General features: G+C 51.2%; 12 protein-coding genes. 11 read left to right on the forward strand and 1 reads right to left on the reverse strand.

Going from position 1 to position 14,681, the window contains the following annotated elements:
* Position 1: 1 nt before the first annotated feature.
* A complete protein-coding gene (locus DXD77_RS04565) occupies positions 2–286 on the forward strand; it encodes a hypothetical protein (protein WP_199409002.1) in 285 nt (94 codons plus the stop codon).
* 278 nt (positions 287–564) lie between these two features.
* Positions 565–4,194, forward strand: coding sequence for an ATP-binding protein (locus DXD77_RS04570; RefSeq protein ID WP_117647912.1), 3,630 nt, complete (start codon positions 565–567; stop codon positions 4,192–4,194).
* Positions 4,195–4,716: 522 nt separating this feature from the next.
* Here DXD77_RS04570 and DXD77_RS04580 read toward each other — a convergent pair.
* A complete protein-coding gene (locus DXD77_RS04580) occupies positions 4,717–5,988 on the reverse strand; it encodes an AbiH family protein (protein WP_117647916.1) in 1,272 nt (423 codons plus the stop codon).
* Between the two features lie 404 nt (positions 5,989–6,392).
* Here DXD77_RS04580 and DXD77_RS04590 point away from each other — a divergent pair, with 404 nt between their 5' ends.
* From DXD77_RS04590 to DXD77_RS10365, 9 genes are all read left to right on the forward strand, one after another.
* Entirely contained in the window at positions 6,393–7,487 is a 1,095-nt protein-coding gene (locus tag DXD77_RS04590; protein WP_117647918.1) for a hypothetical protein, read from the forward strand.
* A gap of 556 nt (positions 7,488–8,043) precedes the next feature.
* Entirely contained in the window at positions 8,044–8,547 is a 504-nt protein-coding gene (locus DXD77_RS10265) for a hypothetical protein (protein WP_124786174.1), read from the forward strand.
* 1 nt (position 8,548) lies between these two features.
* Positions 8,549–9,325 (forward strand): DUF1828 domain-containing protein, encoded by a 777-nt coding sequence (locus tag DXD77_RS04595; RefSeq protein WP_055250181.1) that lies wholly within the window; start codon positions 8,549–8,551, stop codon positions 9,323–9,325.
* 309 nt (positions 9,326–9,634) lie between these two features.
* Positions 9,635–9,760: a hypothetical protein gene (locus tag DXD77_RS10635; protein ID WP_255413158.1), complete on the forward strand. Its 126-nt coding sequence runs from the start codon at positions 9,635–9,637 to the stop codon at positions 9,758–9,760.
* Between the two features lie 607 nt (positions 9,761–10,367).
* Positions 10,368–10,595, forward strand: coding sequence for a hypothetical protein (locus DXD77_RS10355; RefSeq protein ID WP_124786173.1), 228 nt, complete (start codon positions 10,368–10,370; stop codon positions 10,593–10,595).
* Positions 10,596–10,952: 357 nt separating this feature from the next.
* Positions 10,953–12,578, forward strand: coding sequence for a reverse transcriptase domain-containing protein (locus DXD77_RS04600; protein ID WP_158549084.1), 1,626 nt, complete (start codon positions 10,953–10,955; stop codon positions 12,576–12,578).
* A 1,155-nt stretch (positions 12,579–13,733) separates the two neighbouring features.
* Positions 13,734–14,009: a hypothetical protein gene (locus DXD77_RS04605; RefSeq protein ID WP_055250177.1), complete on the forward strand. Its 276-nt coding sequence runs from the start codon at positions 13,734–13,736 to the stop codon at positions 14,007–14,009.
* Positions 14,010–14,021: 12 nt separating this feature from the next.
* A complete protein-coding gene (locus tag DXD77_RS04610; protein WP_117564777.1) occupies positions 14,022–14,447 on the forward strand; it encodes a helix-turn-helix domain-containing protein in 426 nt (141 codons plus the stop codon).
* A gap of 38 nt (positions 14,448–14,485) precedes the next feature.
* On the forward strand, positions 14,486–14,659 hold the full coding sequence (locus DXD77_RS10365; RefSeq protein ID WP_158549086.1) for a hypothetical protein: 174 nt from the start codon (positions 14,486–14,488) through the stop codon (positions 14,657–14,659).
* Positions 14,660–14,681: the final 22 nt, after the last annotated feature.

Raw genomic sequence — 14,681 nt, forward strand, 5'->3', positions numbered from 1 at the left:
CATGGGCGCGTGCTCTATCCATGGCGTCATGAAGCGCGTGAAGACCAACGTCGTGCCAGTGTCGATCTACGAGCCCGCGCTGGACGCACCTGAGTTCTTCGGCTCCAAGGCGACCCATGACCTGGAGGCCTTCAAGACTGGCCGCTACGTGATCGCCGCCAACCGTTGGAGCGACGAGTTCGCGGACGTGGCGGATAAGGTCTATACGAGGGATCTGTTTAAGCGGGACTGGGGAGCGGAGCGGCCTGCGCTGGGCAGCCGCAGTCTAAATAAGAAACTTAGTTGAGTGCGGGGTGTATCGACGCCAGTCAATACACCCCGCACTTTGTTAATCTCGCTAAATACATTTACAGTCACTGCGGTCGCGAACCCAATGACATTTGTCCCAGTGGGCGCATGAGAAGGTGTGGCGCGCGCCGCGGAACTGGATCGTTTTGCTATCGACAATCGTGCTCTCACCAATGCGGCGTATGTCATATCATCAAGCTCACCGTGGCAGTTTGGTGCAGCCTTTACCCGAGGGCGTTCGGATTGCCAGAGAAAGCGGAGGAGCGTGCAACTTTGATGAGCAGAGAAATCGAAATCAGGGACAGAGTCGCCAGGCTTGATCCTGCTGCCTTTCAGAACCTTGCTCAGGAATTGCTTTCGCAGCGTTTTAGGTATAACAAGCCCGTACACAGGGGGTCTGCTGCTCACTCGGCTGCAACGGCACCGGGGACGCCGGACACAATCTGGCTTTTACCCCACAACAAATTCGCCTATCTCGAATGCGGCCACTATCCGGATAGAGCTGAAGCGAAGAATAAAATCGAAGCGGATATCGAGAAGTGCCTAGAGACCGAAAGAAAAGAGCTCGAGTCCGGGCAGTTGGTCAAGATAGTCATCGCATATTCATGCCGAAGGCTAGACAGTTCTGACCTCAGCTATCTAAGTGGCATCGACGATCGCGTCGAACTTGTGGGCACGGACGAAATGGCGAGTTTGTTAGCCCGACGGTACCCAAATCTTGCGAAAGAGCATCTGGGCATCGAAGTGGGTACTGGGCAAATTATGTCTCCGGACCAATTCGAATCCGCGGTCGAAAGAAACAGCTTCGCCTCAACACTAAAGGTCGATTTGTTTGGCAGGGATAATGAGATTAATGAGCTTCTTGCTGCACTCGAAGAGAATCAGTTCGTCTTGGTGCATGGGCGCCCTGGTTGCGGAAAGACCAGGCTTTGCCTAGAGGTTCTACGTAGAATTGCAAATGGCAGTGGCGCGCATCCTCTTGTCATTCAATCGAACAAGTTGCCAATCTGGGACGATTTGGCGAATGATGTTCCCAAAGAGGACCCTACGATAATTCTGCTCGATGACGCCAACGAGCTTTCCGATCTCGAGGGGTTTGCGGATTTCGTGTCTAACAGAGGCAATATCAAGGTCCTTATGACCGTAAGAAATTACGCGTTCGAGCACGTGACGAGCTCCGTTTCAAAGTACTGCAAGCCTTACCTCTATGCAGTCAACCCGCTTGACGAGGAGACGGCCTTACGCGTGGTCGAAAGTGGATTCGGTATCACGAAAGGAACAGCCTCTGCGGATATAATTCGCTTGTCAAGGGGCAACATGCGCTTGGCCTTCGCGGCGGCCGAGGTTGCTAAGGAACGCGGGGACGAAGTATTCTCCACGATGCCGAGTCTTATAGAAGCTTGCTACGGAGAGAAGGCTTCTCGTCTGGGCAGCGACTTCAAAAAAGCGGCAACGATCGTCTCGGTTTTGGATGCTCACAGGATAGAGGAGAATAAAGACCTGGATAGCCTACTTTCCAAGGTAGGGATTTCTCATGACAGATATGTCGAGGCTTGCGCCGCTCTGTGCCACGACGAACTGGTGGATGCATGTCAGGCTATGGTGGCGGTAGCGCCGGGCGAACAGGTTTTGAGGGATTATTTGCTCTACCAGGCTTTCATCGCCGAGAAAAGTTTGTCTCTTTCCGACGTGGATGAGCTGGAGTGCGGCAATGCTCGATGCCCCGGTATTGTCGCCATCCTTGTAAACAATTTCTACAGCGAAGAGCTTATTTCCTCCTTGAAATCGCAGCTGAACGACATTTGGTCGTTGGCGAACGGTAGGAAACGATGGAAAATGGTGAGCGATTACAATTTCCTCCTCGGTGAGAAGGGCCTTGAACATATTCTCGGGGCAATCGAAGACACCGAACCCGGAAACTACGATTACCTTGCCTGTAAATTCGACAAGGCTTCCGGATTCTATTCGCAGAAATCTCGTATCCTCACATCGCTCGCGTTTTTTCTGCATGCCCCTCAATTCAGCGAGCCGGAAGAGCTGTTCTTTATGGCATTGGAGAAGAACATTTTGCCTCCACGGGAGGCAAAGGAGACACTCACAACGAGCATGTCTTTCAACGAGAACTCGTATTCGGACGGGTTTCGATACGAGAACGAGGTCCTTGAACGCCTATCGTGCGAGTTTCGCAAAACAAAGGAGGATAGGTACGGGGTTTTGCTTGCCTATTATGTCGAGGCTTTACTGGCGGCAGTGTACGAGGGCCGGACGAGGATGGAGGGAAACAAGGTCACGTTCATCCATGGCAACCACCTCTACACCCAGGCGATGATCGAGTTGAGGAAGCGAGCGATCGCCTGCCTCAAGGAGCTCAGAGACTGTCATGAGCTGAGCCGTCTCTGCGATTCGGTTATTACCGGGCTTCGGGGTATCGGCGGCGAGGACGGTGCCGGTCGGTTGTGGAAGGAGACCTTGGAGGAGGCGTATAAAGGATATGTTTCCCGAATCGAGTCGATTGAGATTTGCAGCTTACCTGGGTTTGTTCAACTGGAGAAAGAGCTCATTTCCCAAGGTATCATCGCCGAAGAGGGACTCCCGTTCCTCAATGTGTCGCCCAAGATGCGGATTGCAGCCCAAATCTTCTTAGACGACTCCCGCGGACACGATGTCTCGGAGGAATTGATCGAGCTTATTCAAACGGCTGGCTCGGCAGAGCTATTGAAGGCGATCTCGATTGTGTGTTCTGCCGGCCGGCAAAGCTCAACTGGGATTCCATTCCCAATCCTGAGTGACGTCATGATTCTTGGTGCGGAGTCTTTGACCGAATGCGCAGAGCCGATCATCCTCTCTGATGTTCCCTTGTATACAGTCCCGGACGATTTGCTCATTCGCTGGATTGACTTGCTCGGCATCGATCGGGTTCGCGGTCTTGCCTTGAAGCGACAGGAGAATGAGATTCCCGAATGGCTTAGTCGGATTGACGAAGCGCGGTTAAAGGAGTTCGGTGTCAGTCCCGAGCTTGCAAGGGATATCGAGGAAGGAGCCGACAAATACTGCGAAACCGTTTCATATAAAGCCGCGATGAAAATCGACTCTGCTACGCCAGACTTTTTCGCTAGGTACGCGGTCGGCGTCCTACAGAAGCTGGAAAGGGGCTCGCATGCCCTTTATAGGCTTCTTCCAAGGGACATCAACAATGCCGAACAAAGGGCATTTATCTCCAAGCCGGAAATGCTGCGTCTTGCCGAAGATATCTTACTTAATCTCGTAAACGGTACGAATCCCTATTGGAATGAGGATGTTCTTCGTCTTATCGTCGCCAACGATGGTCAATTTCCTGAGAGGGCAATGCCCGTGCTCATGGAGTTCAATGCGACTTATGCAATGGAGCATTTGGGCGAAGCAGTATGGAGGGAGGAGAACAGCGAGGCCGCAACAGATAGCGCATGGAAGGGCATAGAGGGGGTTGAGACAAACCTGCGGAGCATGTCGAAGCCTTTCGCTTTAAAGTATTTTCTTGATTACGCTATTGAGCATTGCGGCGATGCAGTCGTGACTTGGCTGGCGTCACGATCGATGCGTAATGGGAAGCTTGTCGATCATCTACCAGATGCTGCAATGGAGTTACCCAAGAATCTGAGGGTCAAGTACATAGTCTTACTGTGCCAAGAGAACCTTAGCTCGGTAGAGCTTAAAAAGGTCCCAGTAATCATGTCTTCTTTCGGCGCTTCGTGGAGTGGGAGCGAAATCCCACTACTTCAAGGGAAGATTAACTTCATTGAAGAGGTGATCGAGAATTTGCCAGGAGTTGCCTTTATACGGCACCGCATGGTTTTGGAAGACGCGATTTCCTCGGTGAAGCGATGGATGGAAGACGCTGAGGTCCGCGAATTCCTTCGCCCATTTTAGCTGTCGTGATCCGCGCCCCCAGGGAGGTTTCTCGGGCATTCGCCGGGGTGCGGGTGGTCCTCTCGGTTATGAGAAAAATTTGTGCGTTTACGCGTAATGAAGCACGTGAAGAACTCAAGCGTGTGCCCGTGGTGGCCTACGAGCACACGCTGGACGCGTCGGAATTTTTGGTCCGAGGTGACACACGATCTGAAGCTCTTTAAGGTCGGCTGCGACGTGATCGTCGTCAATCGCTGGAGCAACGAGTTCGCGGGCGTTGCGGACAAGGTGCAGGCCAAAAATATGTTAAGCGCGGCTAGGGGAGGGGCAAACCTGCGCTGGGTGGGCTTATACTTCCGATACACTCCGTCATTCGTTGTTCTCGCAAAATACAATTACGGTTACCGCTAATGTGGGTTCATCACCCCCTGTCATGAGGTAGAGGGTTGCCGCGCGGCTTAAAGCAAGCCTCTTCAAATCCATGCCTCGTTCGGTAAACGCTCAATGGTCGAATTTATTGTCACCCAAGATGATTTAGCGAATCTAATTAGTGCGACGCACGGTATCGGGAAGTAAAGCAACGACTAAACGACCTTCAATTAGCAACTTATGAATCAAATTCGTTCCATGGTCTTTGTTGTCTAGAGTCGCGCCATATGCAGTCAAAAGCGCAATTGCTTTTGACATTGCTTCCTTCTTTGCTTCTTCAACGCCACCGCGATCTCCGGGTTTCTGACCGTGCGGTCTGAAAAAGAAAATTAATTTTGTTTCTCCTTCATATAGATTCACCGCATCAAATATTGCCTGAAAATACGAATAGTCTGCTTTTCCCAAAGAGTGACCGTAGAACTTTATGACGCGCGTGCCGTGCCCATAGATGCTTGTTTTGGTGGGCACATCAACGATTTTTCCGATATCTGGCGGATTTAATGCCATAACTCGATACGTTTTTGTAAAGGGCACAACGAGCTCGTTGTTCATTATGCGAGAGCCATCAATACCAAAAACTATTTCACCGCCTAGTCTCCCGTGAACATTGACGTAGTTAATCACATGTTCCTTCGAGTGGAAATCCTTTGCGGCCCGAGTGTAATTAAAGCTAAGGATACTTTCCTGAACGTCATACTCTTCTTCACTCGGTCGCTCATATACCATCAGCTCAATCATGAGTTTTGATGCGCGATCTTTATAGTCGTCCGACTTCGAAACTGCCCCCTGAAGGTATTTCGCAAACTCTTCTTCAAGAATATGAAGGTCCTTCATGGTTATATCCAGTAGAAGGCTACTGGTCCAAGTCCCCCAGTAATTAGGAAAGCGCCTGTACAGCTGAAACGCAACCACTTCTTCAACGTTATTTGGATCATAAACAGTCGGGTTGTAATTGATCAGTATGTTTAAGCACTTCGCAAAGAGCGTGCCTTCTGATAATGGTTCAATGCCGTCGGGTGCCATCCAATTTGAGATAGCACCTTCTATGTCGCACCAATTGGCGTTTGGCATGCCTGCAAGAATGGCATCCCATATAGTGAGGGTGTACCTTCGAGTTTCGTCGTTTTCGCATTCATTGATTTCTTTATTGCGAGCATTAATGTAGTCGCTGAAGCCCGAGGGCAGCCCACACTCTAAGTCGAATCCGTTGCCAACAATAATTAGCTGATGCCAATTGGGTCGGAGATCTGGTTGCTCTGCATAAACACCTGCCAATGAACGTGACTGGTGATTGAAATCGGGCGGCTCAATTTCAGGGAGATGTAATTTTTGATTAATAGCGGATAAGTCAATTTTTGGCAGCGTGCGCGTCGTGATGTCTTCCACTTGTTATCTCCTAATGCCATAACTATTCAACGTTGTTTTAGTCGTCAAAACCTTAATTATCGTAATGCAATTAAGGCCGCCATCTCATTCCGTAATAGTCGTGACCCAACAGAATAGTGCCCGATGGCCGCCGGAATCCATCTTATGACAATGGAGACGGACATCGAACACCTCGAGCACTGCAGCCAGAATGTTATGAAATACGCAAATGGTGAGGCCACGCCAGCGGTGTTCCTAAGGCGCCCCTCCTTTCACCGACTGGCAAAACGATTTACACCTAATTTCAGGCATTTCTCACTGCGTTTTTCCTTGGCAGTTGTCTGATCTCGCTAAACTAATAGCTACTGCTACCAGGGCATTTTCTGGTGCACATTCTATTGGCTCCTGCGAAGATCGGAGCGGGTATGTTTGCTGCCGAGTTCTACACCAGCCGTCATTATATTGCGATTGTTGCCATGGCCTGCCTATGCGTTTTGCTGGGCGGGCCTTCTTATGCCGCGGGCGCAGAGAGCCTCATCATCGCGGGCGCGACGTACCACGAGCCGGGCGTGTCGGGCCCCGGCTGGGCCTGGACCGATGCCGACCACCTGATGCTTAACGGCTACGCGGGCGAGGCCATCGGCACCGAGGGCGACCTGGTGCTGACGCTTGCCGGGCAAAACTCCGTGACGGAGTCGCATGCGCCCAATGCGGACATCACGCTGTGCGGCATGGAGGTGTGGGGCAACCTGACGCTTCGCGGTGCCGGGACCCTTACGGCGACGGGCTCACAGTGCGGGATCCACGTTTCGCAGACGCTCGCGGTGGACGGATGCACCGTCGATGCACGGGCGGAGGGGGCCGATATTACGGACGAGGCGGTCGCCGGCGTGATCGCAGGCGACATGGCCGTGCGCGGCGGCGGACGCGTCGTCGCCACGGGCGCCGGGTCTGGAGCGGGCGTGCGCGCCTACGGCGTGTATCTGCAGGACGCGGGCCTTGGCGATGGCGCGGCCGGCTGCCGGCTTTCCGTCGACACCTCGTGGCTTGATGCGGCCGGTGCCGACGGCGGCGTCGCGTGCACGGGCGGGTCGCTTGTGTCCGCTCGGTTTGTGACGCCTGCCGGTGGGGCCTTTGGTGCTAGCGGCGTGGTGGATGCCTCCGGTGCGGTGGCACCGCATGTGGTGGTTGAGCCCGATGTCGCCACGCCTCCGGCGGGGGAGACCGACAGGGGCGAGGTGACTGGCGATAGCGCGGGCAAGTCTCCCACCGATGCTAACCCCGCTGCCGGAGAGCCCACCACAGGACCCACGGTAAATCCGGCGCTGAAACCAGCGGCCGCGACAACCAAGACAACAACGACAGTAACCAAGACCACGGTCGCCAAAGTCCCCAAGCCCAAAGCTGCCACCGCGGCAACTGCGGCACTCCCCAAGACCGGCGAGAACTGCTGGATCGCCGCGTCCGTGGCGCTTTTGCTGCTGGGGACAGTGCTGCTCGTCGCCGTACGCCGCTGCTGAAACACTAATTTTTCGGAAGTGCGGGGAAAGCAGAACCTGTCGACCGTAACCCGCTATTTATCAACAAAACCACAGGTCGCGAAAGCGTAAAACCGTGGGCTGGTCAGCAGATCTCGGTTTTATCCCGCACTTCCGGAATTGTCTCCATTAGAGGCCAACCAACAGTCGGCGATTGTATCTCATGCAGTCAGTTAGTTAAAATTGGCCATGATTGCGCTTGCCGACATATCATTCACCATCTCACGCGTGCTACCTCGCTACGATATTCACGAGGCTCATGATGATATAATTTCTACCAAAGCATCGTTTGGCTTGGGATGGATTTAGTTCAGTTCCCGAATGAGGGCAGGCTCTTGGGACCGAGAAATTTTTACTCCTGGGTTCAAGCCTTGCAACTGCCGGCGCATCGATACCTTTTGTTATGCCAAAGTGATACACACATAACGAAGAAAGCCCCTGCGGGAAACGCTTCCGCTACATTTTCGAATATCTGTCCCAGCGAGCATCTATCATAGGATGAGATTACTGGGCAATAGCCATAAGGATTGGAACTGCTGTGAATATCTTCAGCTGGAACGACTTGAATCCAACTGCTCGCGAATACATCTTGATGGCCAAAGATGTGCGTGATATGCAATATCGCAAACAATGGCCTACGCCTGGAGGTAAAACGCTAATCGAACTCGTTGCTAACGAGAATAAAGCCCTTAAGTTTTATCTTGATCTTACAGAGAATAAAAGAAGTTCTTCCTTAATCCTTGGACTTTCCGCTGACAGAAAAAGCACCATGCAGACACGCGTATCGGATCGTCCATTAATTCGTCTTGATTATAGTGATAATCCCGAGGTCCTTCGTCACAGAAATCCAGACGGATCGCTGGTCCTTGGTACTCATGTCCATTTTGATATAGACGGATACGGCGCCAAATGGGCTTGTGGCATCCCAGGTCAAAATATTCTGAAACCTCTGAACGACGATTTTGCATCACTCTTTTGGTCATTTCAGGAAACTTGTAATATTACAGACAAGCTTAAAGTAGAGCTATCTCTGGGGGTGTGAGATGAACGTAGATCAGGCTCGAGGCTTTATCAGCGCATACGCCAAGTTCGTAGAGGCAAATATGGTCCCGGTCCAGCAAGGTAATGGCGTCTGCATCTCCACCCCCATGCTCAATCGAAACAACGATTGCATGCGGGTTTATCTGGGTGATGACCCAGCAGGCGGCTATGTCATTTCTGATCTTGGTGAAACCATCAATGATCTTGAATTGTCTGGATTCACCATGAAAGGACAGCGAATCGATAAGCTCAATTCGATTCTTTCTGGCTTTTCGGTAAAGGAAGAAAAAGGCGAACTGTGTATAACGGCTTCCGGATCTGACCTTCCTATGAAGATGAATATGCTTCTTCAGGCTATGGCCTCTGTTGATGATATGTTCTTGTTATCTCAAAGCAGTGTGAGAAACCTCTTCACTGAAGATGTCGGCAATTGGCTGCTTGATAATGAAATCCCTTATGTTCCTGGCCCGTCTTTCCAGGGCCGATCCGGACTTTCGTTTAAATTTGACTATGCAATTGGTAAAAACAAGAGAAGACCCATGCGCCTTATTAAAACGGTAAATAATCCTGGTAAGCAAGGCATTCAAAATGCATTATTTGGATGGGAAGACATTAAGTCGGCACGCAACGATTGCGAAGGAGTCGTTTTTCTCAACTCCACCAACACTAAAGATGGTGTTGTCTCCCCCGAGTCTATCGAAGCTTGCAAAAACTACGGACTTACTCCAATCATTTGGGGCGTCGATCAAGACTCCTATGTTCCCATGCTCGCTGCATAGGCGGTTTAATTTTGAAATGCTCATGCAAGCTGATGAATGGCAATTAGGCATGCCTTGCTACTCATTCCATTCGTCTGTATGCTTTACTCAGTTTTTGTTCGTAAGGCGCGACCAATGAAATCAAAAGAACGACTACCGCGAAGATCTTGGTTGCAGAGCACGACCAATGCAATATAAATAATGCTCGCGAAGATGACGCCTTCAACTGCTTAGGTTGAAGGCGTCTTGATTTACAAGCGGTATCGACTTAACCTGTGCAGCTGAGGGTAATTCGCGTTTTTCCTGCCGGAAGCATACTACGTGCCGAGCGTGTCGGGCCCCGGATGGGCCTGGACCGATGCTGACCACCTGGAGTTTAACGGCTACGTGGCTGAGGCCATCGGCGCAGATGGCGACATGGTGCTGACGTTTACCGGGCAAAACTCCGTGATATAGTCGCATGCGACCGATGCGGTCATCACGCTATGCGACATGGAAGTGTGGGGCAACCAGGCACTTCGCGGTACCGGGACCCTGACGGCGACGAGCCCCCAGTGCATGATAACGTTTCACAGGCGTTCGCGTTGGACGTTGCACCGTCGATGCCTCGTGGCTGGATACGACCGGTGCCGATGGCAGCGTTGCGCGCACGGGCGGCTCGCTTGTGTCTGCGCGGTTTGTGGTGCCTTCCGGCGGGGTCTTTGGTGCTGAGGTGGGTAGATGCTGCCGGGGGCCGTGGCCGCGTATGTGGTGATTGGACCCGTTGTGGCCACGCCACCGGCTGTGTGGAGACCGATGGATGCGGCGCGTGGGTGGCAGGGCGGGCTAGCCTGCTGGCGGTGCCGGTCATGTTGCAGGGCAGCCCGGTGCTTGGTAGTTGACGGACCTCGTAGCGAAGCCCACGAACGCAGCGCCCAAGACAATCACAACGACCAGGCCACGGTGGCCACGTCGTCCAAGCCCAAGACTGCCACCGCGACAACTTTAGCTCTTCTCAAAACCGGCGACAACAACTGGATTACTGCTACCTTTACACTGCTTTTTCCGGGAATAGTGTTTCTAGGTGCAGCATATTATTGCTGAAACACTTTTTGAATTTTCTAGCTTAGGCACCACCAAGTACCGTGAAATGGTACCGCCAATATTGAGCTTAGTCCCCGGTGAATTATTTTTACCTGCGATCCGCCCCAGGGAGCCGCTGTATGTCGACCTTGCATATGTCGACTTTGACCGCGTTGAGCGCGATCCCGCCCATGATTGCATGCGTATTGATTCCGCCGCCGGGTCTTGAGTTCCACTCCCTCTTCTTGAACTATCTGTAGAAGACCGGTGAAGAGGTGCCTCGCCTCGCTTCATTAGCTCAAAATGCATCGACCGTCTATTAGTTGCGAACGATGTTCAATTATCAATGCAGAAGGCACCTTCGGCCTTAGGGGTCATTCCTGTATTCAGGGTTCCTGATTTGACACAGTTACCTAATTTTGAATTTGCATCAAATGGATGACTGGTAAAATACACTTCATAGCCGGTTCGAATTAGCGTTTGCGCATCGCAATCGGATATGTGTTGTTTGCACATTATATTCTGCTACGTGTCTATTAAGTACGACTCTACGGAGGAACCGGCTATCAACTTTAAGGAAAATCTGATGCTCAACGAGCTGCAGTCGAAGACAGATCTGGCAGGGTTTCTTGGCCTGTCTATAGAAAAGCTTGATTTCTTTGTCAATTCATCCTCCATGTATGACCTATACAGAAATAAATTGATTCCTAAAAGAAATGGCGGCTATCGAGAGCTATTAATCCCAAGATCTGATTTAAAAAAGGTTCAACGAATTATCGCTAAAGAGCTAGAAAAAAGCTACAACCCTTTGCCTTGTGTGCACGGTTTTGTAAAGGGTCGATCAATACAAACAAATGCTGAGACCCATATTGGCTCACAAGTAATTGCTGGCATTGATATTAAGGATTTCTTTCCTTCAATCTCATCTAAACGGGTATATGGCCTTCTTGTTTCGAAGAAGTTAGGTCTCACCCCTGAAGTTGCATTCTGCATTTCTAGACTTGTCGCCACACCAAAAGGGCTCCCTCAGGGAGCTCCCTCATCCCCTTTAATTTCGAACATGATTTGCCTTGGCATGGACAAACAGCTTATGCATCTATCGCATGAGTATCATTATCAATACACGCGATATGCCGATGACCTAACGTTCTCTTTTAAAAGCTCTTTTTATTTTTATCGACACTTTTGCTCAGAGGAAAAGCTCAGGTTGCCCAACAAAATACGAAACGCGATCACTGACTTCCATGGAACCGAGTCATTTGAGATCAACGAAGATAAATCGTTTTACAGTTGCAGTTTCTCAAGACAGCTAGTCACGGGCGTTGTCTGTAACCAAAAGACAAATATAAAGCGCGAGCAATATCGGCGACTCCGCTCAACGCTCCACCGACTAAGCAATAGCGACATTGAAGGCGCGATGGGCTGCTATTACGGTAAATCCATCGCTAAACTCACCGACGCAGAGAGAGGGATATTTCAAGCGGCTCTTCGAGGAAGTCTAAATTTTTATAAGTCTCTTATTAAGAATCCCTGGACATCGAGACCGCTCCTGCGTTTAGGCAGCCTCTACAATAAAACGAAACCAGAAGATACGCCTGTTTTCCCAGTCGCACTTCAGCAAGACTCGCTTCTGTATCTAGAAGGAGAGGATGACAAAGAAACCCCGTTTGAGGGTTTAGGGTTTTACTTAACCGGCTACGGCCTTGTGACGGCGTGGCACGTGATATGCGATGCCGTTTCTCATGACATGGAAAGAAGGGAAATAAAAGTATCCAGCTCAGATAAGACCCCGCTTGCTAAATTTAAATTTAGCAAATCGATCGTTCAAGACAACAAGCGCGATGCTGTAATACTACGAGAAGTTCCTCAAGAAATCTTAAAGAAGATCCCCAAGCTTCCAGCAGTCATGGATTTGCCCGTAAAGGGGGATAAGATCTCCGCTTATCAACAGCATTTTTCCGAATCTAGATTCAGCCTTGAATTGCACAGTGGGGATTTGCTCAGGGTCGGAGATCCAAGCGAAGAGGGCACACTTTGTTATACGAATTGCTCATTTCAGCATGGAATGAGTGGTGGGCCAGTGTTTAATGACTTGGGTCAGGTCATTGGCATAGTACATACTGCAACTGAGCAGGGAAAACTTGGCTCTTTCCTTCCTTTAAGGGATTGTATCCGCTCATCCGATGTTTATGGAGAGTGGCAGGTCTTCTAACTAGATTGTCATACATTCTGGCCCAAAACGCTCATCGCTTCAGACTTGAAACAAGGTGTCTGCTGCTTCTACTTAAACGGTGACAATCGGAAAAGCCATAAGGGGGTGCTGAGTTAGATGCTGGAAAACGGGCCAGTCAGGAAGATATAGAGCGGCGGACTGTATAACATTTCGTTCTAGTACGACTCTGAGACCTATGCGGGAAAGCATGAGGGGAGCGGCTTCTCCGGAAAGATAAAGCTCGCGGATTTCGTCGGTCTGGAGACGGGTGCTTTTTATTTAAGGCAGCGTGCGGACCGATGGGCTCTACTCATGTTCATAGATCAGGCAACCATACTTGGGGGTTACGTTCAACTTGATTATGGCATTCAGTTTGCCTACTCAGAGACACGAGAGGACGGAGCCGTTCGCGTAGCTGTCGAACGCCCGGTTGATTTTGGTGTTTACCACGTTGAACCATCTGCCTGCGGTTAGAAGGTTCAACGTCGAAGGATTTACTACTGATGACCTCAATTTCTTGACAGAATTTATTGATAAAACGCCCCGTTTATCTTTGAGCTCGCCGAACAGCAAAAAGTCGGACCAAAGCCTTCGGCGATGATTTCCTGACGTTCTATTGTTAAATGCCCAGTAAGTTGATTACCAAAATTACTGTCGACACCACTCACCCATGCCGACGACATCGTCTGAATTGTCACGCTGTTGGCGCTTCCCTCGTTAATAGCATCGCTTCTTAGGCCACAACTGGCTGTCGAAACTCCCGTTTTCCGAAATTCGGGGAAAATAGGGGCGGCTGAGCACAACCCGATTTTTGGCAACAATACCGTCGGTCGCAGAAGCGTAAATCCGGGGTTTAGTCGGCTGATCTCTGTTTTCCCGCACTTCCGTATACGACCCCTCGATTAAGGTTATATTAACGCGCGGCGATTACTTCCCATGCAATCGGCGGTAAAATCTCGCCATGGTTACGCTCGCCGATATAGCCTCTGCATTCTCTCGCGTGGACCACACCTGCAACGTCGCCGACCTGATCGACGCAGCTCTAAGAACAGAAGAATTATGAAAGGATTCAAACACCGAAGAGCCTGCAGCATCAAAAGTGTCAGACCGGCGAGATCTGTATCGTAGACATCGTTCGAGAGGGGATGACCGAAAATGACCCGCGCCTACAGTGAAGTTTATCTCGAGGACGCTATGAGAACGCTGGGCGAGGCAGTCGATTTTGCCCTCTGCGACCAGGGACTGACTCCGACCGAACTGACGGCGATCTTGTCAAACGCTTTTGAGATGAAACAGTTTGAGCGCGGTATCCCACGCGTTGTCTGCGGCATGTCGGGCGATGAGCTTGTGCGCGAGATCATTGTCCACGCGGGTCTGAAGCCCGTCGAATTCAGGGAGGCCTATCCGTTCGACCGTTCCCCGCAATACTGAGCAGGTTGGGTTTTGGCATACACGCAATGGACGTGCGGCCTAGGTTTTAGCGACCTTTTTGAAGTGGCGCCACTCGATTGGGTTATCGGCTCGTACCATCCGCTTCACGAGGCCTCCGAAGTTAAATTCGCCCAGATAGTCATTGATAAATGGAACAAAGCCCAGGCAGGCAAAAAGGGCCTCAAGGCAGCACGAAAGGCAGCCGGCCTGACCCAAAAGCAGCTGGCCGCCCAATCGGGAGTCAAAATCCGTGCCATACAGCTCTACGAGCAAAACCAACTGGACCTGCGCCGTGCCTCGGTATCCTCGGCATTGGCGCTCGCAAAACCTTACACTGCAGCATCGAAGACCTCGTCTGGCAACCGATCGTTCTTGAGTACGACTCCTGTTGCCACTGTGATGTGCTCCCCGGCATTGCGTCGCGCGTATAGAATCTAAGCATCCGCACACCAGCTATGAAATGGAATGGACGCCACATGGAAATCCCCAGCACCCTGTGCAGCAATGTGTACGACTTCGCGTTTTGCCCCGAGCCCTGCTACGAACGCCTGGCCGACCTCGCCGACCCCGAGGACTGGGGTCCCGGCAACCGCATCCTCAAAAACTACCTGTCGTTTTCGTGGTACCGTCAAGATTCTTTCGCAAATTGATCGAGGCGGCCTCGGCCCCGCC

It is taken from the genome of Collinsella sp. TM09-10AT (assembly GCF_003436275.1).
Taxonomy (GTDB): domain Bacteria; phylum Actinomycetota; class Coriobacteriia; order Coriobacteriales; family Coriobacteriaceae; genus Collinsella.